The organism is Methylocaldum marinum (assembly GCF_003584645.1).
Taxonomy (GTDB): domain Bacteria; phylum Pseudomonadota; class Gammaproteobacteria; order Methylococcales; family Methylococcaceae; genus Methylocaldum; species Methylocaldum marinum.
In genome coordinates, this window is record NZ_AP017928.1 from 347,567 (window position 1) to 373,415 (window position 25,849).

Consider the following 25,849-nt stretch of genomic DNA (forward strand, 5'->3'; position numbering starts at 1 on the left):
ATGAGGGGTTAGCCGAGCAGGGTGTCGAATTTGCGGAGACTGCGGAACCAGAGCACGTCGAGCGGGCTCCAGAACCAATGGACCAGGCCCAGCACGAGGAGCAGGGCGCCGAGGCCGAGGCCGGCGAGGAGCCAGCGCTGGCGGGTCTGGTCGACGGCCAGGTCATCGGTCACGAGATAGGGGATGACCGCGAGCGGGGCGACGCCCGCGAGGGCGGCGACGTTGCGGGGGGTGCGCACGGTGTGATCGAGGATGGTGCGCAGGACGATATAGCCGATGGCGGCGGCGAGGCCGAGGATCAGGCCGAGGACGGCGATGGCCGGGCGGTGGGGCTTGATCGGTTTTTCCGGGAGCAGGGGCGGCTCGATGATGGAAAAGCGCTCGCCCTTGCTCTTGCGCTCCAGCTGTTCGCCGATCTGGGCTTCCATCTGCTTGGCGCGGAGCTCGCGGTAGCGGTTGGCGGCATTGTCGTAATCGCGCATGAGGGCCAGATACTGGCGTTCGGTATCGGGGGTGCGCTGCAGGCGATCCTGGTAATCGGCCAGCTTGGTCTGAAGCTCGATGCGGCGTTTGCGGAGCGCCTCGAGCTCCTGAAGGGTGCCGGCTTTTTGGGCGGACAGGTTGAGATAGGCCGGATTGTCGGGCTGGCGGGCGGCGACCGCGCGGGCGGTGGTCTCGGGCGCCGCCGCGGCGAGGGACTCCTCGTAGGCGGTGATCTTCGAGGTCAGGGCGATCACATCGGGATGATCGGGGGCATGGGTGTCCTCGAGCACGGCCAGTTCGCCGCGCAGATGGGCGAGGGTCTTGACCGTGTCGAGGGAATTGTCGATGGGCCCGAGTTCGCGCAGCAGGGCCTCGAGCTCGCGGCGCGCCTTGACCACGTCCGGGTGCTTGTCGGAATAGCGGCTGGTGAGGGCGACCAGTTCGGTCTCGAGGTGCTTCAGGCGGTCCTGCTTGCTGAGGATGCGCTGGCCGGTATCCGAGATGATCGGGGTATCGGGCGCGATCTGGGCGAGCTCGGCGTCCAGATAGATGGCGCGCTCCTGGAGCGTGCGCAGCTGCACGTCGAGCGCCTGGAGCTCGTGCTCGGTCTGTTGCAGGAACTGCAGATTGAGCGCCTTCTGCTCGGGCAGGGCGTACATGTGGGCCTCCTTGAACTGGGCCAACTTCTGCTCGAGTTCGCCGACATAGGCGCCGATCTGCTCGACCTCCTCGGTGAGGAAATCGGAGGCTTCGGCGGTTTTCTGGGTGCGGGTCTTGAGGTTCTCCTCGAGGTAGAGCGAGGTGATCTCGTTGGCGACGCGCTGGGCGGTGTCGGGGCGAGGGGCGTCGTAGGACAGGCTGAAGGCGATGGTGGCCTTGGTCGGCCGTCCGGAGCGGGGATCGATGACCTCGGCGCTGATCGGCTGGAAGGCGATGTCCTCGCGCATCCGCTCGATGATCTCGTCGGTGGTCCGGGTGAGACGCGCCTTGGCATAGAGATCGAACTTCTCGACGATGGCGAGGAGATGGGAGCGGGTCATCACGCGCTGGCTGATCATCTGCAGGCGCTCGGCGGCATAGCTGGTGATGGTGGAGCGGACCAGGTCGGCCGGGATCTCCTGCTCCTCGATCAGGATCGTCGCGGCGGAGCGGTAGGTCGGGGGCAGCAGCAGCGCGGCCAGGAGGCTGAGCGTGAAGAGGCCGGCCGAGATCGCGGCGAAGGCGGTCTTGTGGCGGCGGAAGGTGGCGAGATAGTCGCTGAGGGCTTTTTCTTCCATTGATGGGTACTCAATCTCAAAACTGAAAGGGATCGAAATCGTACTTGAGCCGGAGAAACACGGCATGGTCGTCCTGGCGGCCGGAAAAGGCGCCATCGCGGTCGCCGAGATCGCGGAGGGCGTACTGGTAGGTGCCGCTGAGGCGCCAGTGCTCGGTCAGGGCGTAGGTGAGCTCGGCGCCGAGCCGGTAAGACACCTGGCTGAGGATTTCGCCGTTGAACAAGGGGAACGCCTGATCGGTGTAGGACAGGGTCAGGGAGGTGTTGAGGCGCTCGGAGAAGCGGTGGCGGCCGGTGAGCACGACCCGGTCCGACTCGAACAGGGTGCCGTTGATTGACGGGCTGATCTGATGGGAATAATCCAGCTGCCATTCGGACGACTCGAAGCGCTGGCGCGCGGTGGCGGTGACCAGGGGGCCGAACTGGGCGTCCTTCAGGGTGACGTCCTCCGGAATCAGCACCCGGACGGGGATGGGGCCGATGAAGACGAGCGCCTGCCGAAAGGTCCGCAGCTCGGTTTCCGAGAAACTGTACTGGCCGCCGCCGGAGACGCCGATGTCGAGGGTCTCGGTGACGGCGTACCGGAAGCCGGCCATGGCATTGACGTAATCGATGGCGCGCTGGTCGGCGCGGTAGGCGGTATACGCCAGCGTGCCGTTGAGCCCCAGGCGTTCGGTGAGCTGATGCTCGAAGCCGGCGGACGCGGTGTGCGAACGCGAATCGACATAGCTGAACTGGGTGCGGGCGTCGTAGTCGGCGGCATGATAGCTATAGCCGAGGGTGAAGCGGGTGCGCTCGCTCCAGGCATAGGTCCAGGCGGGGGCGAACGAGGTCAGGCTGCGCTGGACCCGGGTCAGCACGATGCCCACCAGTTCATCGGACTGCGAGGCCAGCAGGGCATCGTCGGTATAGTTTGCGGTGAGCGCCCAGCGCGAGCGCTCGGTGGCGTAATGGGCGTCGAGGTCGAGAAACTGGTTCTGGGCATCGATATGCTCGATCGGCGCATAAAACTGATTCTGCAGGCGGGCGCGGCCCTGCACCTGCCAATGGGCCTCGCGGGCGATCAGCCGGGTCGTGAAGCCGAGATCGGCGCCCCAGACCGCGCGGGGACCGAGTTGGCGCGGCAGGAGCCGGATATTGGAATGGAACTCCTGGCTCAGGCCGGCCTGGGTTTCGAGGTGCCAGTCCACGGCCAGGGCGGCCCTGGCGAACGCCAAACCGAGGCCGAAGCCGAGGCCGGCCAGCCGTTTGCATCGAACCGCCATGATCAGCCGCCTCGGGTGTGCGGCCGGGGAGGCCGGTGGAGCATGGGGTGTCGCGGGAGCCTCAACGCACGACCACGATGTCGCCGTTCATCAGCAGGATGTTCTGCTCGAGCTCCTCGCCGGCGGAGACGGCATCGTAATCGAACGCGAGGGGAGTGGTGCGGTCGCCGGTCTGGCGGAGGATGGTGATGTCGTCGCGGTCGGCGAAAGGGTTGAGGCCGCCGGCGAGGGCGAGGGCGTGCATCACGGTGACGCGGCCGGGCGTGACGAATTCGCCGGGCTTGTTGACCTTGCCGACGACGTAGATTTTCTGGCTGGTGGTGATGACGGAGACCGAGACGACGGGGTCGGCGAGGAAATCGGTCAGGCGCTCGGTGAGGGTGACGCGGACGTCCTCGATGGTGAGGCCGCCGGCGGGGACGTCGCCGACCAGGGGAAAGGACAGGGCGCCGTCGGCACGGACCAGAACCTGCTTGGTCAAGTCCTCCTCGCGCCAGACCGAAATCTCCAGAACATCGCCCGGGACGATGCGGTAGTCTTTGCGGCTTTCCACTGGGAGCGGCGGATTCAAAACGTCTCCCAGGGCGCTGCTACTAACGAATAATAAGAATAAGGTAAATTTGAGCAATTGGAGATACATACAAGCACTGTGTCGCTGATTGATGCGGCTAAGGAAAAGACGGCGGCACATACTTACCTGATGGTTTACGATGGCGAATCCGTGCCATCGCCTAATTCGCCGGTACGGTACCAAACCATTGTTACAGTTCCGTTCCAAGGACGGCAAGTTCGTTACCCAAGCCTGACACTGATACCGGGTGTCATTCCAAATCGCTTACTACGTAAGTCATTAATTTTTTTGTAGGGTGGGTTAGGCCGGAGGCCGTAACCCAGCGAACGAGCTCGGATCGGTGAGTTACGCGGAGCCTGTCCTGAGCCTGCCGAAGGGCCTGTCCCGAGCGGTTAACCCACCATCGATGGGTTTCGCTTCGCTCTACCTAGCCTACGATGAATGTTCACTCGAATGCCGAATGGGAGCAGGTCGCGCCGCGTATGCCGCAGAATCAGCGGACCGTTCGCATCGCCAGCCCCGCGCCGGTGGAGGAAAGGCGGTCGCGGTTAACAGCGATTCTATCGGTTTTAAGGAAGCCGGCGGACTTTGAGGCTGTTTTCCTGCAATTCGTCCGCCTAATCGGCCGCACAATCCGCGATGCGGTCACCCATTGTCGGCCTCCTGCTCAGGCCGGCGACGCCCGGCGATTAGGCAGGTGCTCCGGTCCGGAACCCGAGAACTGTACCGGATTTTCGTCCTCCTCCGCAATCGAAACGAGGTCCCACGTGAATTTCGTGGCAAAGGATCGGCGATCTTGCTCGCTCCAGCGAACGATATGGCCGCAGGGTTCCGGAGCACGGACGGCGGGCGGATGCGCGGCCTGCGCCATGCCGGCGCGACTGTCGGTCGTGCTCAGGTAGATTTCGCAGGCTTGCGGATACACGGATTTCCATTGCGGGCGGTTCATCGCGGTTGCTCCGACGACATCCGCCGCCAGGCGGGTATTCACCAGGACTTCGGCCTGATTCCTGAATACCGCATGGCGGGCCGCGGCAGCGGCGCGAAAGGAAGGCTCGCCCAAGTCCAGAGCCAGCCAGTCGCCGGTTCCGTCCTCGTTGAAACGTGCCGCGTACAAGGTTCCCTCGTCCAGCATGTCGCCGCAGGCGGTCCGCCGGTGGAAACGTGTCTTGGTGACAAATTTGTAAATATATTCGTTCGGATCGTCATCGCTCAGGTACCAGACCAGCGGGTGGCCTTCTTTCACCGGTGCCAGCCAGGCGCAGGCATGGGCGAGTCTTCCCATGGCGGTGCGCTTCTTGGGCATGCTTTCCGGGTTGAACGGATCGATCTCCAGAATCCAGCCGTGGCAGTTCGGCTCGTTGCGATAATCTTCCTTGGCGTCGTTTCCCCACGCCGAGGCATCGAAGCGGACGTGCTCGGGAGCGTTCCGGTCGTTTTCCACCCAACCCTTGCGGCTGCTCTCGGTGCTTATCCCGTATCGAGCCTGTTCTCGGGAACGGCCGGTGCGGTTGGCGAAGTAGAATGCCCAATTCTTTTCGCAGACCAAATAAGTGCGCCAGGGGGTGAAACTATAAGCGCAGTCGACGAAGATTCCCCGGGTTCGGGTTCCGTCCGGGCTGTACTTGGTACTGAGCAGGCCAGAACCGCGCGCCGGGCCGGCGATATCCACCGGTGTGCGCTCGGTGATTCGTCGGCTGTACCTGCCCGGTATCACACGCCAGCTTCCGCTGCAGTCTTTCTTGATTTCCGCGACGCACAGGCCGTAGACGGCGACTTTCTTCCACATTCGGTCGACAGGATACTGTCCTCCGATGATGGTGCACGGACGCAACAGCCGCCGGCTAATGTAGCGGTGGACGACGCAAAGGAGACCATGCGAGGTCAATGTGGCGCGGTTCATCGGAAAAAAATAGATTCCGGTGTAATGAGAGCGGAGTTGCCGGTCCGGTTCGTCTCCGGCAATGGGTCCGCCATTGCCGGCGGGATGGCGGCCGGCCGCCGAAGATCCCGCCGGGATGCGCGGGTTTTCGAGAACGACGGTGGATGCCCGGTGGGGGACAGTTCGCGTAAGGTGTAAGGCCTCGAACAGTTGTGCATTTAAGCGAAAGGACGGTAGCTCTCCCGGTCTTGAGGCCGGAAATGCCAACAATGCTTCGAACGTCCCCGAGTGCTCGGACGGAGCCGAATGCACCGTGGCGTCTTTCAAAATCCGGTTCCGGATCGGGTGCTTTGCCGAGGTTGATTGGAATGTGGGGTTGCCGGACCGGTTGTTTGATGACATTCTGCCGTTGCTGTCCCGCTGAAGGTGGGGTTGTCGATCGCTCATCAATATCTGCTCTTAGCTATAGCTCAATCAGATGGCTGGTAGAGTGACGATAGGCGAGCGCTGTTACAAATCGTTGACGATTGATTTAACGTCTCGTTACCGAATGATGACAGCGATACAGGACGTAAACCGGAACAAACACAAGAGATCCGGTTCATGGAGCTTGGAAAAATTGATCGTCGTTTCCTCAGAAATTCACGCTGTTGTAACGATTTGGGATGTCTAATTTAGAAAACCGAACACGGGGGAGAGACGGAAAAGAGAGACTCAGAAGAGCCGTCGCACCCTGACGCGCGAGACCATCAGGAAACTTTGCAGCAAAATATCGCAGGCCAGATATTGACGCTTTGCGGCAAGAAGGAGCTGATCAGGAACAGGGCCGGAAACAGGAGGCCGTTTACCGTAATGGGTACCCCTTCAAAGGCATTGGTCCGGGAGATGTTATAGCGGGCTAAGCGCAGCATGCCGCAAGTGACGAAGACGATCAGGATAAGCGTTTTCAGCCAATGATGGCTGTCGATCGAGAAATACAGAAATGCCGGAGCTACGCCGAAGGACACCAGGTCCGCCAACGAATCCAGTTGTTTCCCGAACAGGTTCTGTTGGTGGAGTAAAGCGGCGATCTTGCCGTCAAGGCTGTCGAACAGCACGGCCAGCAACAGAAAACCGGAGGCCCAGCCGGGGTGGCCTTCCGTAGCCAGGAAGATCGACAGCAGCCCGCAAGCCAGATTGCTGATGGTAAAGAGATCGGCAAACTTGATGAGTTCCAGCATTCTCATGGGATGGATTCCTTCTCCTGATCGTCCGATCATGCCGAGATCTTGTGACGGCAGAATGACAGAACCGCCCTCTAGGGGCCTGTCGCCGGCTACGACGACCGAAATTGTCGAATTCGGAACGGAATTCAGGACTGTCAGCCGGGAACGGCGGCACCATGTGAAACGAAGACCTATTACCGATGTCATACGGCTGAAAGGACATGCCGACCATACCTGTCCATTCAGGGAGTGGAGTCAAGACCCGTGATGGCTTGTCAACCGAAGGACGTTTTCAACGACGGTGGTGCGGACTTCTACGAGCTAGCGCCCGTAGGATACGTGGGCCTGGATCCGTGCGGCATCATCCGCGTCGTGAACGCAACCGGCGCTTATCTGCTCGGCGGCCAAAGGGATCATCTCCTGGGTTCTCTTTTTCTTTACCTCATCGCCAAGCCGGATCGCCGACGCTTCCTGGATCATCTTCGGGATTGCCGAACACACGGAACGGGGCTCACCGAAGTCACCTTGCTGACCGTCCCGGGTCGTGGATTGCCAGTCGTACTCGACGGCCGAACGGCGCCGCCCGAATATCGCGGCAGTCATGTCCAATATTGGCTCGCGATCACCGAGGCCGGCGATCGGCAGACTGCGGATGCGGCCGTGCGCAAAGCGCACCTGGAACTCGCGGAGCGCGCCGTGCGGCTTGAAGCCCTCAATCACGCTCTGCACGAATCCGACCGCCGCAAGGACGAGTTTCTCGCCATGCTCGGGCACGAACTTCGGAATCCGCTGGCCCCCATACGCAACGCCATGGCGATCATGCGAAAGCTTGATGCTACGGACCCGCAGCTCCGATGGGTAAGGGAAGTGGTCGACCGTCAGGTTGCCCAGCTGGCGCGGCTCGTCGACGATCTACTGGATGTCTCCCGTATCGTTCAAGGCAAGCTGACCTTGCGCAGAGTACCGATGGATCTGGCGGATGTGATCGATCAGGCGGTCGAGACCAGTAAGCCGCTCATGGACCAGCGTCGTCACCGGTATGCGGTTTCCCTGCCACCCCATCCGATTCGGCTCGAAGTCGACGCCGCGCGCCTGGTACAGGCTATCTGCAATCTTTTGTCGAATGCCGCCAAGTACACGCCCGAAGGCGGCAGCATCTGGCTTACAGTAGCCCTTGACAACAAAAACGCCGTGATTTCCGTGCGCGACACGGGGGAAGGCATTCCCAGCGCCTTTCTGCCGCGCTTGTTCGACGCCTTCATTCAGGTGGACCGCACCCTGGACCACGCCCAGGGTGGTTTGGGGCTGGGCTTGACCATAGTGCAAAAAATTGTCGAGTTGCATGGCGGACATATCGAGGCGCGCAGCGAAGGGCAGGGAAAAGGGAGCGAATTCGTGATGCGGCTGCCGCTCGAATTATCCGCGTCCGTGCCGCAAAAACCAGCCGCAGGTTCAGGGTGAACCGATGTCCTTTGCGTGGCGATTCACGGTTCCGTTTGACGCCCGGCGGGACTAGGCAATCCCTTGAATATCGCGATGTCGAGAACTGTCTCGCCTGGCAGTAGAGGAGTAGGGGGAGAGGTGCTAGTGGTCAGGAAAATAAAGCCACAAAGCCTCCCTTACCCACTGGAAGCAGGTTGGGGTGAGGGCGACTTAAATGGCGTTTTACTTCCTTAAGGAAGCTCCGATTAGGTCTCCAATTGTGAGAGGCCATTTTCAGAGCTTCCTTAACTTAACGACCTAGCGGCATGGCCCGTCCGGCCGGGCCATTAGCAGCGTGCTTGATTTTTTCGGGCTGCGACGCCGGTCAAGCCGGCCAGTCCGGAACCCAGCAGCCACACGGCGGCGGGCAACGGCACCGGAGCCGGTTCGCCACCAGCAAGAATCGAGCCGATCGTCACGCTGATCGAACTCAGATCAATCCGGGCTTCACCGTTAGGGCCCGCAGGATTTGCCCACAGCATGGTGGTCAACAGGACGTCCAGTTCCTCGCTCAAGGTGATCGATTGATCGAAAACGGCACTCCAGCTTCCCGACTTTTCACCGCCGGCGGCGCCGAGGCGGAACGACTTTTCGGACGACTCACGGAACAACTCGTCGTTGGTGAAGTCGTCCAGCCTCAGCCGGCTGCTGGCCGCAACGCTGCTGTTCTTACCGGAGAGCGAGTAATCGCCGCCCTCGCTCAAGTGGAAGTTATTGATCTGAAAACCGCTCTTGGCCACGACCTGAAATTCCAGAACTTCGCGCTGGGGCGTCGAAGGCGAGGCGGTATAGATATCGGAAAAATCGAAAGTGAGGGTATTGCCTTCGATGGATGGCGTTCCGAAGAAATCCAAATCCGCGTCGGCGAACTGGAAATAGACCGATTGTCCTTCCAGCAGGGCGGCATGTGCCGAGGCTCCGCCCAGAAAGATTAAAAGGCCGGTCATGGCGCCGGTAAATGTCTTCATGAGCAATCTACTCCGTAGTGTTATGGTTGGTTAAAGGCAAAAAGAGATCAATTGGCCGGCAATCCCAAACACTCTCCGCATCGTTCCCTTTCGTCCGACGAAGAGATATCTGCACGAGAACACCCGCAAACGGGCGAACTCGGTTCACCGGGTGACGATACCCGATGTCTGGCCGTTGCGGTTTCATCCCTGCCCGCCGGTCGCCACGGCAACGGTCCCGGCGAAAGACTGCTGCAAACGTCCTTCCCAGCCGCGAAGAAAGCTCCGGGATAGTCTGGACGTCTTGAAGTTGAAGCCGGCCTGCGCAGTCGTTCCGATCGAATAAGACCGGTGCCGTCGGTTCGTGGAAATTCGGATTCTTGAAACAGCATTTGAATCGGAGGGTGGAAACCTCTGCATCGGATACGGGATTCGAACTTGGAAACCGGTGGAAACACGAATCGCCCCCGGTCCGTTTGACCGCAACCTCTGATCTGCCCTGGCCACCAGGCTCGGCTGTCCGGCAAGCTCCGCTCGCAATGCGGCACCCACCGGCCGGCGATGCCCGACGGAGAACCGGCTGTGTAATTCTCGTGGCAAGGCAAAAAATGGAAAAAAACCTGACAGTTTGAGCATATTAAATAGAAGTTCTATGACAATTTCGTTAACAAGACGTGACATTCCGAGAAATTTCGTCAGTCCTATGGGACATCATTCCGAGACTTCCCAACGCGGTCGACTTGTCTCCCCAGCACGACAGTCGGACCCGAGACACGTCGATCCGGGCAGCCCACGCGTCCGATTCGCGTCGGCCGGCGCGAGCCCACTGCCTAACGACTGTTCAGAACCGGGCGGCTGTCATCCGAAGACGCTGCCAAGGTAAATGGTTTCATGCAACTCCCGGGCCGTTGAGGCAAATATCTTCATAATCAAGCACATGTCATGTGGCGGTTATCGGTGGTGTAAATTCCGTTGACACCTGTAGCCAGCACGCGGCGAAGAGAGAGCCGCGCGTCCCGGATTCGGTCCGTTCCGACGGGGCCAGGCGGCAAATCGTACTTTTCCGGACGTTCGAATGAAGGGCTCGGAGGCGCAGTCCGGGTAAGGTCATCGCCTTTTCGCTGTCCGCCTGAAATTTTTCGCCCAGGCCGGCCTCTCCGGCAGCATCCGAAGTTTCCGCACTTGGGCACGAATCCAAGCCGCTTCATCTCCCAAGCGTTGTGAAATGGCGACACTCGATTACAACAACTGCACCGCCAAGGTGCCTTTGTCCGGCTTGTGGGAAATAAGCGAAATTTAAAAAACAGTCATTAAAACAATGCCATAAACATCATCGTCGAGGCATTTTTTGAGATTTTACAAAAAAATCGACGAATGTCACAAAAGCTTAACTCGGATGTAAAAAAGCCACATTAAAGTCTGCCTCGCCTTCAACGGGAAGGAAGAAGACCGCAGTGCGGTTCAGTTGCGGCCGGGGAGCAGAAGCCCGGCCCAGGGGTTGCCACGACAAAGCCACACTCGCCGCGAGGCGGGGCCGGAAAGCCACGGGTCTTCAATGCAAGACAGCCGGGTTGCCACACGAATGCTGACCAGGCAACCCGGCTCTTTTGTTTTCGGTGCCTGAAAAACGGCACAAAAAAGCCGGCCGCCGAAAAGCGACCGGCAAAAACGGCCCTGCAGATCGACCTTGAGAAGACGTCTGCAAGGTATTTTCAACCGCGATTTTGGACGAGGTATGGAATGAATGCATTGAAAACTTTGGTGGCCGGCATCGCGCTGGCGCTTTCGGCAGGTGTGGCGAACGCTGCCATCGATGACGGTAACCCTGGCAACCAACTCAACGACGCAGGCGACATCCACGGCGAGTTGTTCCTGAATGTGTGGAACCAGGCGGCAGGCGAAACTTTCACCTTTGATACGGGCTGGTCCTACGACGCGTTCGTGGCCAATCCGACCAGCTTCACGGCGAACTTCGGTTCCGACGCGAACTGGGCCAATTTCGCCGCCACCGGCAACCCGCTGGTGTTCAGCTTGGGCGCTATGAACAGCGTGGGTCTCGGTACTACCGGTGCTCGCAACTACTACGTACTGTCAGTCGATACACTGAATCCAAACTTCGGTTCGGATGCGACTTCTACAGCGGTTCGCGGCTATATGGGCTTGCGTATTCAGGACATCAACCAAGCCGATCTCGATGTAAATCTCAATAATTCGACTTTTAGCGTCTCGGGTGAGCCGGGAGACTATCCCAATTACTGGGGTAGCAATGTGGGCAGTACGCATGGATCGATCGATACGGATACCGAGGTTGGCCAATGGCTGGCCATGTACGAGGTGTGGACGACCGGTGCGCGCGCCACCACCAAGCTGAACAACCGCCTGTTGGGCTATGCCTTCCTGGACAAGGATGAGGGGACGCTGTCCTTCGCGAGCCAGCCGCCTTCCACCGTGCCGGTACCGCCGGCTTTTTGGCTGATGGGTTCGGCCATGACGGCGCTGGTGGGCTTTTCCCGCCGCCGGCACGCCTAAGGCATTCCGAAATTCCGGGTTGTCCGGCGCGCGGCGCCGCGGCAGCCCGGCCTTTCTCGTAAAACGTACATTTTTCGATTTTTGGAGATCGATATGAAACTTCGCCATATTTCCCTGGCCGTAGCCGCCTCTCTGGGCGCCGCCGCCAACGCATACGCTTACAATCCCACCGCCGCCCACGACGTGACGGTGTACATGTCCGGCGCTTCGGCTGTGGACAACCAGATCGCCGCCCTGCTGGACACCCAGGTCTGCGAGGCGAACAAGGACTACCTCAATTTCGCCGGCGGCAAGCCGAACGGCAACTACTGGGGCATCTCCTGCCAGACCAACACCCTGGGCACCAAGAAGATCGCCAGCCTGCCCGCCAACGTGCGCGTGCTGTTCATCAAGCGCTCGGCCGGCGGTTCCGCTCAGGGCGTGAGCCCGCTCCTGGCCAACCAGGCCATCGCTCACCTGGACGTGAATTCCTGTGGCGGCGGCTCTCCGAACTGGAGCTGCGGCAGCCAGACCAACATCCTCTCGGATGCCGGCATCTCGGACGTGAATCCCGAAATGTTCCGCGGCAGGAACACCCCGACGGGTTTCACGCCGGTAAACCCGGCGGATGTCGCGGCCAATCTGATCGTGCGTCCGGTGGCGGCCCAGGTGTTCGGCATACCGGTAAACAAGCTGCTGCGCGACGCCCTGCAGGACGCGGAAATCAAGCTGGGCAAGCTGCCCAATACCTGCGCTCCGGGTAACGAAACCGAGGCCTGCATGCCTAGCCTGAGCAAGGCGCAGGTAGCGTCCATCCTGGCGGGCGGCGTCGGCTTCTGGAATGACGTGTACGTTGACGACAACGGTACCCAAACATCCCTGGTTGATTTCGTCAACGCGGCCTATCGCCCGACCGACACCACGGTGCACATCTGCCGCCGCGTCGACGGCTCCGGCACCCAGGCTCAGGCCAATGCGAACTTCCTGGGGCACCCGTGCGTCAGCACCGCTTCGCTGCCGGCGGAAGTCGATGATGTGGCCAATGGTCCGCGGGCGTTCCTCAATAGCGGTTCCGGCGACGTGGAAAAGTGTTTGGCCGACCTGAACGACGGCACCAATACCGCTACCGCGCCGGTGGTGAACACCGACGGCCGCACCGCTTGGGCGGTCGGCGTGCAGGGCACGGAGAAGAACCCGACCAATTCCAAGAACTACCGCTTCATCAAGATCGACGGCGTGGCGCCGACCCTTGAGAACGTTTGGAACGGCAAGTACTTCGACTGGGCCGAGCTGACCGTTCAGTATCCGAAGACCGGCCTGAGCGCCAACAAGATCGCCGTGATCGAGCACATCGCCGCACAGGCGGCCAATCCTGCGGCGGTTGCGGCGCTGAACACCAGCACGGCCAACCACACCTGGGGTCAGGCGGGTTATCTGGCGTTGAGCACCGCCGGCCACACCTTAGATAACGTGTTCAGCACCGCCAACCCGGTTCTGGGCTACACCCATGCTCCGGCAGGCGCCTCGCTGGATAACTGCCGTGCGCCGACCTTCAACCAGGACATCGCTCCGAACAGCGGCTTCACGCTGGGTCTGCCGTTCTAAGGACGGATAATCGGGCGAACGGCTGAGGTTCGCCCGTGAAGGGAAAGGGGCGTCGTTCGGCGCCCCGCACCGGGCCGGCCGGACCGAGAGGTTCGGCTGGCTTCGGCTTTGAATGGATCGGAAGGCGGAGGCCTTCCCGGTTGCCGGGTTCCGGCATTTTCACGACGCCGAGGGGAGACGGTGTCGCGGCATGTCGGAGAGCGGCAAGCGAGAAGGTGTGCCGTTTGTGTATGAATTTTCACGCGTTCCTTTGCCAGCCTGAGGGCGTCGAAATGACCCGCCCCGTAGGCCTGGGTTGAGGAACGAAACCCAGCGTCTTCGCTAGAGCGTTTTTTACCGCGGTTTAGCAGTGAGGATCGGGCAATTGGTAGGTCGGCAATCCTTTGCCGACTAAGCCCCGCGCAGGGCCAATGTGTCGGCAAGGGATTGCCGACCTACAGCTCAGCGATACCGAGGTGATGGGTGAAGGTTCGGTGTGAGTTTGTCTTTAAGAGGTAAATGGTGAATTGGGTTTTATTGCCGGCGCGGTGCATCGTTGCCGGGCTGATGTTGATCTCCCTGGTCGCTAAATGCGACGAACAACCTACACCCGAGGCGTCTGCCGCGCCGAAGTTCGATGTCTGGGAATATCGGGTCGAGGGCAACTCGGTGCTGGACAACACCCGCATCGAGAAAGCCGTCTATCCCTTCCTCGGACCGGGCAAGGCCATCAACGACGTGGAACAGGCACGGCAGGCCCTGGAAGTGGCCTATCACGACGCCGGCTATCAGACGGTTTTGGTCAATATCCCCGAACAGGACGTGGAAGGCGGCGTGGTCGTCCTGGAAGTCACCGAGGGCCAGGTCGAACGTCTGCGGGTGACGGGGTCCCAGTATCACTCCCTAAAGAATATCCGCGAAAAGGTGCCGGCGCTGTCCGAAGGCCAAGTGCCTCATCTGCCGGAGGTCCAGGCTCAGCTCGCCAAACTGGGCGAGGAATCCCAGGATCGCCAGGTGACCCCCGTGCTCCGGGCCGGGAAGACGCCCGGCAAGCTGGAGGTGGAACTCAAGGTCCAGGACGAGCTTCCGCTGCACGGCAGCGTGGAAATCAACAGCTACAACGTGAGCAATACGACGCGGACGCGGCTGCTGGGTTCCATACGCTACGACAATCTCTGGCAGCTGCATCACAGCGCTTCGCTGCAATACCAGGTATCGCCGGAAAACTCCGACGAGGTCGAGGTCTGGTCAGGGACTTACGCGTTACCCACCGGTTTTGCAGATACCCGCCTCGTCTTCTACGGCATCGGTATCGCTTCCAACACCGCCATCGCCAGTGCCGGCGCGCTATCGGTGATCGGTACCGGCGAAATTTTCGGCGCGCGTCTGGTTAAACCGCTCGAACCGCAAGATGGTCTTTTCCAGAATCTTTTGTTCGGTTTCGACTACAAGAATTTCGGCCAGTCCGTCAACCTGATCGGCGCGGATACGCAAAACACTCCGATCACGTATACGCCGTTCACGATCGGCTACGACGGCAGCTATCGCGGCAAGGATTTTCTCAGTGCGCTTCGATTGAATCTCAATTTTTCGTTTCGCGGGCTCGGGAACGAACAGCAGGAGTTCGAGGACAAGCGTATTTTCTCGCGGGCGAATTACGTGTATCTGACCGGCGAGTTCCGGCATCGTCACGAACTGCCTTTCGGCTTGCAATTGGCCGGACGGTTCAGCGGGCAGGTGACCGATTCGCCGCTGATCAGTAACGAGCAATTCTCTGCCGGCGGCCCGACCAGCGTGCGCGGCTATCACCAGACCGAAGTGCTGGGCGATCACGGCGTCATGGGATCCGTCGAGATCATCAGCCCATCTTTGGCGCCCGCCGGGTGGGGATTCATGAACGAATTGAGAGCGCTCGCATTTTTCGACGCGGCCAAGCTTTGGATCGTCAAATCCCTGCCGGGCACGGCGTCGCAATACCAGCTCGCGAGCGCCGGCGCCGGGCTGCGCCTGCAGGTCTGGAGGCACTTCACGGGTGAACTGGACTGGGCGTATCCCCTGGCCGAGGTGAACACGGTGGATAACGGCGAGCAACGCGTGGACTTCCGCGTTGCTTATGAATTCTGAAGCGCTAAGAGCCTATCCCAGTAGGCTCGAGAAACCCTTCGACAAGCTCAGGGCGAGCGGCCTACTGGGATAGGCCCTAAGCGAAAAACCGGCGTCTCCGACCGGGAAAAGTGAGGTTGCAGCAATGGCGAAAAAAGCAAACGTTACGAGACGGAATAGTCCCACACGTCCGCGCCTGAAGCCGCTGGCGGCGAGCATTCGCGTCCTGGTGGCGGGGGGGGCGGTGTGGGGCGCCTGGCCGGCGCGGGCGGAACTTCCGGAGGCGGCGAACGTATGGGCCTCCATGGGCAATGCGACGCGCCAGGTTGTCGGAAACACGATGACCATCAACCAGCAGACCGATCGCGCGGTATTGAACTGGAATCGCTTCAATATCAGCGAGGACAGCGCCGTGCGCTTCAACCAGCCGGCATCCACCTCGATCGCCCTCAACCGGATTTATCAAAACGATCCCAGCCGGATTCTCGGCGAACTGACGGCCAACGGGCACATCTACCTGGTCAATCAGAACGGTTTCGTATTTGGCCGGAATTCCAAGGTTGACGCCAACACCCTGGTCGCGACCACGCTGAACATCACGGACGAGGTGCTGGAGCGGGGCATCACCAAGGTCATCGACCAGAACGGCAGTGCCGCGCTGACCGGTAGTGGCCAGGTTTATCGGCTCAATGAAAAGGGGCAGCCCGAAAAAATCAAGGTCGAGATCGAATCCGGCGCACAGATCAAGACCAATTCGCCCAACGGCCGCATCCTGATCTTCGCGCCATCAATCGAAAACAGCGGCTCGGTCCGGGCGGACGACGGCCAGGTCATCATGGCCGCGGCGACGGACAAGGTCTATCTGCAGGAAGACAAAAGCGATTCCAGCACCGGACATCTTCTGGTGGAGGTCAATACCGGCGGCGACGTAAGAAACATCGGTCAAATCGTCGCAAAGCGGGGCAATATCACCCTGATGGGATTCGCGGTGAACCAGGAGGGACTGGTTTCCGCTAGCACCTCGGTGAAGGTGAACGGCACGGTGCGCCTGCTGGCGCGGGAGAAGGGCGGGCAGCCGGTCCGCCTCGATACCGCCGGTTATGTGCTCGAAGCCAATCGCACCGGCCGTCCGAACGCTTTGAACGACGGTCTGGACACCGTCGCCAAGGTGACGCTCGGCCCGAATAGTCTTACCGAGGTAACCCTCGATCCCCAGGACGGAATGGCGAAGGATTCGGCCAAACAGCCACAGTCGCGCGTGGAGATCATGGGAAGGCAGGTACGGCTCAGGGAGAACGCCCGAATCGTCGCGCCGCACGGCGAAGTCGATATCGCCGCGACGGCGGCGCCGCAAAATCGGCAGATGAACGCGCCGTCCTACGCCGATACGTTCACGGGGGAGCCTGACCCGGTCGCCGATGCCCACGTGATCATGGAGTCGGGAAGCTCCATCGACGTCTCCGGGGTCAAGCATGTGCCTCTGCCGATGGAAAGCAATCTGGTGGATGTTGAGCTGCGCTCCGATCAGTTGCGAGATGCTCCCCTATTGAAAGACAGCATCCTGTTCGGCAAGACCGTGCGGGTGGACGCGCGTAAAGGCACGCCCATAGCCGATATTTCCGGCGCTCTGGCGTTGATCGAGCGCGGCATCGACGAGCGCAGCACGGAAGGCGGCGAGGTCAACATCTATTCCGCGGGCGATGTCGTTGTTGCGCCGGGTGCGCGGATCGACGTTTCCGGCGGCTCGGTTCAGTATCAGGACGGCTACCTGTCGACGACGCACCTGGTCCAGAACGAGCGGTTGGTGGAGATCAGCGATGCGAATCCGAACATACGGCCGACACGGATTTTCGGTACGGTGGAAAAGGTTTACACGCGGTGGGGCGTTAAGAAGGTCTGGGATATCCCGGGTCCCTTCCTCCCCGGACGCTTCGAACCGGGCTATGTCGACGGCCGAGCGGCCGGCGCGCTCAATATCGGCGCCAACCGGGTGTTTTTCGCGGGCGAATTGCTGGCCCGAACGGAGGAAGGGCGCTACCAGCGGCGCATCGACGAGCGTCCTGACGGCGGCCGGCTTTTCATCGACCTGGCCCGCTTCGTCAATAGTCCTCAGAAGATTCTCTTCCAGAACCAAACTCTGCCGGGCGTGCTGGCCTCCATCGCCAACTTGATTGAGGGGGTCAGCGGGGTTAGCGATGCCGGCTCCGAAGAGCAGCCCGCGGTCATTTCGACCGACATGCTCGAAGCCGGGGGCGTTCGCCATGTCTCCGTCGAGACCAATAATGCCATCGACATACCGGAGACCGCCGCCGTCAATCTGCCGGATGGTGGTTCGCTGGCGCTGAAGGGCGGACAAGTGGACGTTTCCGGCAAGATCGATATCGCCGGGGGTACGGTCGATGTTTCCAGCGTGTTCCAGCAACGATTGGTGGATCTGAAGGGTGATATCCGATTGGCCGGGGGGGCCGAGATCGACGTCAGCGGACGCTGGGTCAACGATCTTCCCCTGGATCGTTCCGCCGCATTCGCCACCGGCCCCGTGACCGTGGACGGCGGGACCGTGAGAATAAAATCGGAGGGAAACCTCACGCTCGACCCGGACAGCGCCATTCTCGCGGATGGCGGGGCCTGGGTGGACCGCGATGGAAACCTCGTTTCCGGGTCGGGCGGCGAGATCAGCCTGGAGGCGGCTGGACCAGATGGCTCCAACCTGATTCTGGGTGACGAGCAGGGGCGCCCCACGCTACGGGCTTTCGGTCTCGACGAAGGCGGAGTCTTGAGTTTGACGAGTAACGAGGCGGTGGTCGCGGCAAGCGCCCCGTTTCGCTCGCCATCCGATCCCCTGCGCCCGCTCTGGCTGCCGCCGGCCTTTTTCCGCGAAGGCGGGTTCGGCCGCTACGAAATCCGTTCCAACCAGAACGGGGTGACCGTCGCGGAGGGTACCGAAATCGATCTTATCGGCAAAACCCTGCTGCTGAAGGAGGATTTCGCCAACCGGTCTTCGGCGCGCCGTCTGGTCTCGGCGGGCGTGGCCACCGAGGAGACCCTGCCCGACTTCCAGCGCCGCCCGACCGACCTGACCCTGGCTTTGGCGCAGTCGTTGAACCAGCTGGGACGGCCCGGTGCTTCGGTGACCGTAGGTCGCGATGCCCGCATCGTCGCCGATCCCGGCGCGGAGATTGTGCTGTCCTCGGACAGCAGCGTGTTTTTCGATGGCGGCATCAACGCTGCAGGGGGACATATTTCCCTGATTTCCACGGTGCCCGATGACCCCAATAGTTCCGCGTTTCTGCCGAACAAGGGGGTTTTTCTGGGGGCGAATTCGAATATTTCCGTGGCGGGCAAGATTCTCTACACGCCGAACCGGTTGGGCTGGCGCGAAGGCAAGGTGATTTCCGGCGGCACGGTCGATCTGCGGGCCGAGCGCGGCTTCGTGGTGGTGCAAAAGGGGTCCGTCGTGGACGTGACCGGTGGAACGGGCGTTTTCGACGTGCCCCAGGCCAAGGCATCGGGGCTCGGGTTCACGCTGGAGGAAACTCCGGTGGCGACTCATTCGGGTTCCATCAGCGTAACCGCTTCGGAAGGTTTCGTCGTCGACGGCACATTGAAGGCCGCACCGACCGGCGCAGGGGCCGCCGGCGGGATCTTGTCGCTGACGCTGGATACGGCGTTGCGGAACGAGGAGCGTCCCGATGCTGAAATCGTCGGCGGTGGACAGAGGCTTTATCCAAGTGATCCTCGCGTGATCGAAATCCGCGCAGGCACTGCCTCGGCGCTGCCTTCCGGTTGGAAGCCGGGCGACGATGTACCCGCGGAAATGTGGAGCGAAGGACGGATCGCTGCCGATACCATCAAACAGGGCGGGTTCGCCAACATCGAGTTGCGGGTCAGTACGTTGCTGAATAAGAGCCCGATTCCAAAAGACGAAATTCGTTTCAAGGGGGATGTCACCCTCGCGGCGCAGCGGGAAATCGTCCTGGACGCGCCGGTACTGAGTTGGGCGCCGCAATCCGCCTCGGACCGAGCCGAGGTGAGTATGTCGGCGCCGTATCTCGCCCTGGGCTTTTCCGAGGACCGGCGCTGGGAAAACCTCGCTGCGCCCAGTCTCGGCCCGGCTGCGCTCAACGCTTCCGGTTCGCTGGTCGATCTCGTGGGCAGCACCGCTACCAAGGGATTCGGCAACATCAATCTGAACAGCGACGGAGATATCCGACTCCGAGGGGTTCGCCGGCTGGTGGAAATCAAGGATGAGACGGGCCAGGTAGTCGATCGGATCAGGGACTTCCACGGCGAATTCGATACCGCGGCGAACGTCAGCATGGCGGCTGCGCAGATTTACCCCACCACGGCCAGCACCTTCCGTCTGGCGATCGCGGGAAATCCGGAGGGGACGCTGACCACGCGGTCGCGCGGCGAGTCGTCTCCGGTTCTTTCCGCCGGTGGGAAGGTCATTCTGGACGTGCCGAATTTCGTTCATCACGGCGCGCTGAAAGCGCCGTTCGGTGGCATCGAGGTGAACTCCGCCAACGGAATCATCCTGGCTCCCGGCAGCCTGCTGTCGGTCTCGGGCGAGGGAATGACGGTTCCCTTCGGTCGCCTGCAGGGCGGGCAGAACTGGCTGTACCCATGGGGAGGCGACTTCAAGCTCGTGTTCGACGACGCGCCGCCGGACAAGGTCATCACGCTGGATGGACGAACGGTCGAAATTGCGGCTGGCTCCGTAGTCGATGTGTCCGGAGGCGGCGATCTTTATGCGTTCGAATTCGTTCCCGGTCCGGGAGGCTCGTCGGATTACCTGGATCCGCTGGACCCCAGGGTGTTGAGCGGGGAAATCGACTATCAGGAGAAGTTCGCCATCCTGCCGGGATTGACCGGCCGCTACGCGCCCTACGACCACAACGAATTCCCGGCATCGGGACTGAAGGCGGGAGACAATATTTATCTGGCCGGCTACGGCGACTTGCCGGAAGGCGAATACACCCTGCTCCCGGCTCACTATGCCTTGCTGCCGGGCGCCTATCTGGTTACGGCGGAACCCGACAACTCCGGCATCTCGGCGGGAGAAGTGCGTCGCCGCGACGATGGCGTACCGATCGTCGCGGGATATCGCGGCGTCGCCGGCACGGGTATCAGGGACGCCGTGTGGAGCGGTTTTGCTATTGAATCCGGCGCTGCCGCTCGGCTGCGCTCGGAATACAACGAAACTCTGGCCTCGGACTTCTATCGGACGCGTGCCGCAACCCGGGAGACGGCGTTGCCGCTGCTGCCGGGTGATGCGGGTCAACTGTCGGTGGCGGTGCAGGACCGCCTGGTTATCGAGGGCGCCCTCAAGGCGGCAGCGGACGGTGGCGGCCGTGGCGGGCGGCTTGACATCGCCGCCGATAATTTGGCCATCGTACCGCGCCGTTCCGATGGCGCGACCGGGTCGGTAGTGGAAATCGCCGCGGACGAGCTGAGCCGCTTCGGCGCGGAGAGCATTCTGCTCGGCGGTTTCCGCCGAGCCCAGGGAGGCGGCTTCGCGCTGGATGTGAAAGCGGGAACGGTCACGGTCGAAAACGGCGCGACGCTGCAAGGCGACGACCTGATTCTTGCCGCGAAGGAGGGTGTGACGGTCAAGTCCGGCGGCAGCGTATCGAGCACGGGCCGGTCCGAGCGCGCCGAAGCGGGCTTGAGCGTCACGGGCGACAGCGCGGTGGTTCGCGTGTCGGCCGGTCGGCAGGGAGGCATTGCGCGCGATGGCGTTGCCGGAGCGAGCGGCTTCGTAGCCTTGGAGGGGGGGGCGTTGCTGCGCGCCGAGGGATCGATGCTGATCGATGCGACCAAGAACACAGCCGGAACTTCCGACAACCGGTTGGACGGCGAACTGCAGATCGACGGCGGGTCTCTGTATCTCGGCGCCGATGCCATCAGCCTCGGGAACGCTCCAGGCGGTACCGGCGGCTTCCTGTTGTCGCAGGACCGCCTGAATGCCATGCGGCCGGAAGAGCTGATCCTGAGCAGCCGAAGCGACGTCAAGGTGTTCGGTTCGGTACTCGTGGATACCGGTGCGCTGGACGTCCGGGGCGCCGGGCTGACCGGTTTCGGCGCAGCGGGAGATCGCGCCGTGGTCCGAGCTAATCGCGTTTCGTTCTCGAACCCCAATGGCGTGGAGTTTGACACGGCAGGGACGGGCACGGGCCTTCTGACCGTGGAATCGGAAACGATCAGCCTGGGGACAGGCGCGTTCGCGTTCGAGGGGTTTGCCTCCTCGAGCTGGAGCGCTTCCGGCTCCCTGATCGGGGCCGGTCGCGGCGATTTCCGTTTCGACGGAGATCTGAACATTTCCGCTCCGGTAATTTCGGCATCGAGCGGCACCAATACGCAGTTGCATGTGCCGGACCATCGTCTGATCTTTACCTCGCCGGATTCCACATCTGTTGCTTCCGAAAGCGGATTCGGCGCCCGCTGGCTTGCAGAGGCGGATTTCGTCGAGTTCGGGGGGGGGATCGTCATGCCGGGCGGCACCTTCGAGTTGTCCGGACGTACCGGTGTGGTGCTGGATCCCACGGCACGGATCGACGTCTCGGGCGTCGCCCTTGACTTCCCCGGCGTATCCGATGCGTTCGTACCGGGAGGCAGCGTCCGCTTGTCTTCGACCGAGGGTTTCGTGAGCGTCAGCCCCGGTTCCACCGTCGATTTTTCGGGCGCAGCCGGCGGCGGTGACGCCGGGAGCCTTTCCGTGAAGGCGCCACGGGGCGACGTCGCCCTCGGAGGAAGTCTTTCCGGCGGCGCGGCGGCCGGCTATGTTCCTGGATCGATCGAATTGGCGGGTCTGACTTTTTCGCAAGGACTGTCCTTATCGGGCAGCTTCGGCGCGGTGGACGTTCGGGCCGGTTCGGGCGATCTGAACGTTTCGGGAATCGTCGCGAACGTGATCGAGCTTTCCGCCGATCAGGGCAGCGTGATGCTTTCGGGCACGCTGGACGCCTCGGGGCGGAAAGGCGGCCGGGTTCTTCTTGCGGCGGGCGACGATGTCCATCTTCTAGGCGGATCAGCCATTCTGGCCCGGGCGGCGGGCGCCGGCGAAAAAGGCGGTCGCGTCATTCTCAGCACCACCGATACCGACGGCGATGGCTTGGGACGGATTCGCGTGGACGATGGTTCCGTCATCGATGTCTCGGGAGCCGAGGGCGGCGAAGTGACCCTGCGTGCGCTTCAACTCGATACAAACGGAGACGGGACAGGGGACGAAGTCGCCGTCGATCCGGTGGGGGGCACCGTCGTGGGCGCCGCCGTGAAGCAGGTGGAGGGCGTGCTGGTCCGGGAGGACGGCGACGGCGAGATCGATAACGCGGACATTTCGGCATGGGCCGCAAGCACCGCAGCGTTCATGAGCCACGCGGTCGATATCGCGGCCCGAGTCGGAGGCGGTTTCGATGTTATGCCGGGACTGGACGTCACGAGCAGCAGCGACCTGGCCTTGAACACGATCTGGGATTTCAGGGATCCGAGCATCTGGAGCTATACCGGGAAGCCCGGTACGTTGACGATTCGCTCTGAAGGCAATCTGACTGTCGCCAAATCCCTGACCGATGGATTCGCGAAAGGACCCATTCCGGGTACCAGCAAACAGGTCAACGACCTGCTACAGGCCGGCCCATCCTGGAGTTACCGGCTCATCGCCGGTGCCGATGTTTCGGCGGCCGATTTCAACAAGGTCATGGTAGTGAAAAAGGTGGTGGCAAACGTGGAGGAATCCGTCGGGAACTTCACGGTGGAGGCCGACGCAAAGGTGCGCACCGGCACCGGTGACATCGATATCCGTGCCGGCGGGAATCTCACGCTGAACGGAGAAACGGCAGCAATCTACACCGCCGGACGTCCGGAAACCGATAGCCGCTACGGCACGCTTCCGGCCAGCTTCGTGTCGTCCAATTTTTACGGCGAATATCCGGTGGACGGCGGGGACATTTCGATCCACGTGGAGGGTGATATCAACGGCGCACCCACCAAGCAGCTCTTCGATTGGCTGGTGCGTACCGGAAGCTGGCAAACCCGGGATCAAACCGAATTGGCTCGCCCGACGGCCTGGGCGTTGGCCTTGGACACCATCGGGACATCACAGTTCGTGATCCCCGCCGATGCACTGGGTTTCCGCCAGAATGTTGGAGCGCTGGGTGGCGGCGACGTGGACATCCGGGCCGGGGGCAGCATCTTCGATCTTTCGGTCGTGATTCCCACGACCGGCAAGCAAGTGGGCAAGCTTGAGCGGGTCTCGCGTGGCCAGCCGGTTTTCAGTTCCAACGAGGTCAATATCCGGGGTGGCGGCGATTTGGCCGTGAAAGCCGCAGGCGATGTGTTGGGCGGCGTTTTTTACGTGGCGAGTGGAGAGGGCGGGATCATGGCCGGCGGCCAAATTGCCGGCGGTCAACAGTACACTTCGGGCCCTCTGTTCGCCCTGGGCGATGCGAAGATCGAGGTTCAAGCGGGCGGCGACATCGAGGTAGGGTCCATCTTCAATCCCACGCTGCTGGCGGAGCGCCTGAGGACCGATATCGTCGACACCTTCTTCAGCACCTATTCGGAAAACAGCGGAATCACCTTATCGTCTCTGGGCGGTTCGGTGAAACTGGCGAACGACTCGGCGATCGTCAATTCCGTCTACACCACCTATTCTCCGATCCCCTCGCCCCTCCTCAGCGTCAGCGAGGCCCACGCCCTGAATGTATATCCTGGCTCCTTGAGCGTTCGGGCCTGGTCGGGGGATATCGAGATCGAGCGTCCGTTCGTCCTGTTCCCGCAGAAGCTCGGAACCTTCGAGTTACTGGCCGGCAAGGACATCCGTTCCGGGTCGTTGAAAGTTGGCCGCGTGGATGTGGGGCAGTCGGACGCCGACCCGAATCTGTTGCCCAGCGCGGCGCTGCCGACCGGCAATTATGAAACTGGCGTCCTTCCGCTGCTGAACCTCACGGGCAATGTCCACGCGCCGATCCCGGTCCATAAAGACGATCCCGAGCCGGCCAGAATCGTGGCCAAGGAGGGGGACATCGTGTCGTCCGAAGGTAACCCGTTGTTCTTCCATTCGCCCAAACCGATATACGCGGAAGCGGGCCGGGACATACGGGACGTCAGTTTCCTGATCCAGAACCTCCGGCCGAACGATGTCAGCGTCATCAAGGCGGGACGCGATTTCCGATTGCTGACCGACTTCATCGACCGTACCACCGGAGCACTCATCCCTCAAATCGACAACATTCTCAAGGTTGCGGGACCGGGCAATCTGTATCTTCTCACCGGCCGCGACATTGATCTTGGAGCGGCAGTCGGCATCGAAACGGTAGGCAATCGCGAAAACCCGGCTCTTCCGAAGGCGGGAACGTCATTGACCCTGATGGCGGGTCTCAAGGAACAACCGAATTACGCCGGCTTCACCGAACGCTACCTGGCGCAGTCCACGGACTATCGGCAGGAGCTGAAGCGCTTCATGGCCGCACGGGGATTCGACGTATCCGGCGACGACGACTCGGTGCTTGCCGCTTTCCGGGGGATGAGTCTCGATCATCAGTTGGCTCTGCTGCTCGATATCTATTTCACCGAGCTGCGCGAATCGGGCGACGCGGCGGCCAAGGCGAAAGCCGGCGGCGAGGCCGATTGGGAACGCTTCTATGCGAGAGGCTTCGACGCGATCGAAACGCTGTTCTCGGGCAAATACCAGGGGGACATCAAGCTGTTCTTTAGCAAGATACATACGCGGGCACCGGCAGACATCCGGATGCTGACACCGGGCGGCCTGATAAACCTCGGTCTATCCGTGAAGGTGGCCGGGCAGAAATCCACCGACCAGCTTGGCGTCGTGACTCTGCAGGGCGGCGCCATCGACATGTTTGCCGACGGCGACATTCAGGTGAACCAGTCTCGCGCGGCAACCCTGAACGGAGGCGATTTGACGGGCTGGTCGTCGAATGGGGATATCGATGCCGGAGCGGGTTCGAAGGCCGATTTCGCCGCCTCCAAACCGAAATACAAGTATGACGAGAACGGAAACCGAATTCCGGACGAAGATCCGGAGATTTCCGGCAACGGCATATTTACTGACGCGCCTTCGGGAGTCGTGGGCGGCGCCATTCACCTGGCAACGCCGCGCGGCGTCATCAACGCCGGAGAGGCAGGCATACGCAGCGCGGGCGATCTGACGCTCGCCGCGAACGCGGTGATCGGCGCCGACAACATCAGCGCCGGGGGACAGGCGACCGGCGTGCCGACCGCTCCTGCGGTCGTTACCCCGGATCTCGGCGCCGCCAGCGCCGCGGCTGGCGTGAGCAAGACCGCCGAGCAGTCCACGGAAAGCATGAGCGACAAGGACAACGAGAACTCTGCCCGGAACAACGGAAATCAAAATGCGGCTTTGTTGTCGGTGGACGTGGTCGGTTTCGGCGACTGCAGCGTGGGTGATGTGAGATCAGGCAAGGCGGGTTGCAGTTGATACCTGATGGAGGGCCTGTCGCCAATGACGCGAATCCGTAACGGGATCGACATGTCCACGTAACGTTTCTGAAACATTGAT

Annotated in this window: 11 protein-coding genes and 1 riboswitch; of the genes, 5 read left to right on the forward strand and 6 right to left on the reverse strand. The window is 61.6% G+C overall.

Features of this window, described 5'->3' with window-relative positions; translation table 11 throughout:
- Positions 1-8 precede the first annotated feature (8 nt).
- The 5 genes from sS8_RS01610 to pssA all read right to left on the reverse strand — a co-directional run bounded on the left by sS8_RS01610 (position 9) and on the right by pssA (position 6,703).
- The gene (locus tag sS8_RS01610) at positions 9-1,760 is read right to left on the reverse strand and encodes a GNVR domain-containing protein (RefSeq protein WP_170160901.1); all 1,752 of its coding nucleotides are present in this window, start codon (positions 1,758-1,760) and stop codon (positions 9-11) included.
- 16 nt (positions 1,761-1,776) lie between these two features.
- Entirely contained in the window at positions 1,777-3,024 is a 1,248-nt protein-coding gene (locus sS8_RS01615; RefSeq protein WP_119628127.1) for a porin family protein, read from the reverse strand.
- A 61-nt stretch (positions 3,025-3,085) separates the two neighbouring features.
- Positions 3,086-3,595 carry a polysaccharide biosynthesis/export family protein gene (locus tag sS8_RS01620; protein ID WP_170160902.1) on the reverse strand — a complete coding sequence of 170 codons (510 nt, stop codon included), beginning with the start codon at positions 3,593-3,595 and terminating at the stop codon, positions 3,086-3,088.
- A gap of 667 nt (positions 3,596-4,262) precedes the next feature.
- Positions 4,263-5,804 carry a PhoX family protein gene (locus sS8_RS01625; protein ID WP_170160903.1) on the reverse strand — a complete coding sequence of 514 codons (1,542 nt, stop codon included), beginning with the start codon at positions 5,802-5,804 and terminating at the stop codon, positions 4,263-4,265.
- A 422-nt stretch (positions 5,805-6,226) separates the two neighbouring features.
- A complete protein-coding gene (pssA, locus tag sS8_RS01630) occupies positions 6,227-6,703 on the reverse strand; it encodes a CDP-diacylglycerol--serine O-phosphatidyltransferase (protein WP_197716656.1) in 477 nt (158 codons plus the stop codon).
- Positions 6,704-6,949: 246 nt separating this feature from the next.
- Between pssA and sS8_RS01635 the strand changes: the two genes are divergently transcribed.
- Complete coding sequence (locus tag sS8_RS01635; protein WP_119628130.1) at positions 6,950-8,143, forward strand: PAS domain-containing sensor histidine kinase; 1,194 nt, start codon at positions 6,950-6,952, stop codon at positions 8,141-8,143.
- Between the two features lie 308 nt (positions 8,144-8,451).
- Here sS8_RS01635 and sS8_RS01640 read toward each other — a convergent pair whose 3' ends face one another.
- Positions 8,452-9,132 carry a VPLPA-CTERM sorting domain-containing protein gene (locus sS8_RS01640; protein WP_119628131.1) on the reverse strand — a complete coding sequence of 227 codons (681 nt, stop codon included), beginning with the start codon at positions 9,130-9,132 and terminating at the stop codon, positions 8,452-8,454.
- A gap of 1,480 nt (positions 9,133-10,612) precedes the next feature.
- Positions 10,613-10,690, forward strand: a riboswitch (cyclic di-GMP riboswitch).
- A 161-nt stretch (positions 10,691-10,851) separates the two neighbouring features.
- Here sS8_RS01640 and sS8_RS01650 point away from each other — a divergent pair.
- The 4 genes from sS8_RS01650 (at position 10,852) to sS8_RS01665 (ending at position 25,768) form a co-directional block, all read left to right on the forward strand.
- Positions 10,852-11,640, forward strand: a complete 789-nt coding sequence (locus sS8_RS01650) for a hypothetical protein (protein ID WP_119628133.1) — start codon at positions 10,852-10,854, stop codon at positions 11,638-11,640.
- 93 nt (positions 11,641-11,733) lie between these two features.
- Positions 11,734-13,224, forward strand: coding sequence for a hypothetical protein (locus sS8_RS01655; protein WP_145986378.1), 1,491 nt, complete (start codon positions 11,734-11,736; stop codon positions 13,222-13,224).
- A gap of 498 nt (positions 13,225-13,722) precedes the next feature.
- Entirely contained in the window at positions 13,723-15,327 is a 1,605-nt protein-coding gene (locus tag sS8_RS01660; protein WP_119628135.1) for a ShlB/FhaC/HecB family hemolysin secretion/activation protein, read from the forward strand.
- Between the two features lie 124 nt (positions 15,328-15,451).
- Entirely contained in the window at positions 15,452-25,768 is a 10,317-nt protein-coding gene (locus tag sS8_RS01665) for a filamentous haemagglutinin family protein (protein WP_119628136.1), read from the forward strand.
- The last annotated feature ends 81 nt before the right edge of the window (positions 25,769-25,849 follow it).

Excerpts from the sequence above, each read along its gene's own strand:
- sS8_RS01660 (WP_119628135.1), top strand. The coding sequence starts at position 13,723 with ATGGTGAATTGGGTTTTATTGCCGGCGCGGTGCATCGTTGCCGGGCTG.
- sS8_RS01635 (WP_119628130.1), top strand. The coding sequence starts at position 6,950 with ATGGCTTGTCAACCGAAGGACGTTTTCAACGACGGTGGTGCGGACTTC.
- sS8_RS01665 (WP_119628136.1), top strand. The coding sequence starts at position 15,452 with ATGGCGAAAAAAGCAAACGTTACGAGACGGAATAGTCCCACACGTCCG.
- sS8_RS01610 (WP_170160901.1), bottom strand. The coding sequence starts at position 1,760 with ATGGAAGAAAAAGCCCTCAGCGACTATCTCGCCACCTTCCGCCGCCAC.
- sS8_RS01650 (WP_119628133.1), top strand. The coding sequence starts at position 10,852 with ATGAATGCATTGAAAACTTTGGTGGCCGGCATCGCGCTGGCGCTTTCG.
- sS8_RS01655 (WP_145986378.1), top strand. The coding sequence starts at position 11,734 with ATGAAACTTCGCCATATTTCCCTGGCCGTAGCCGCCTCTCTGGGCGCC.
- sS8_RS01615 (WP_119628127.1), bottom strand. The coding sequence starts at position 3,024 with ATGGCGGTTCGATGCAAACGGCTGGCCGGCCTCGGCTTCGGCCTCGGT.
- sS8_RS01640 (WP_119628131.1), bottom strand. The coding sequence starts at position 9,132 with ATGAAGACATTTACCGGCGCCATGACCGGCCTTTTAATCTTTCTGGGC.
- pssA (WP_197716656.1), bottom strand. The coding sequence starts at position 6,703 with ATGAGAATGCTGGAACTCATCAAGTTTGCCGATCTCTTTACCATCAGC.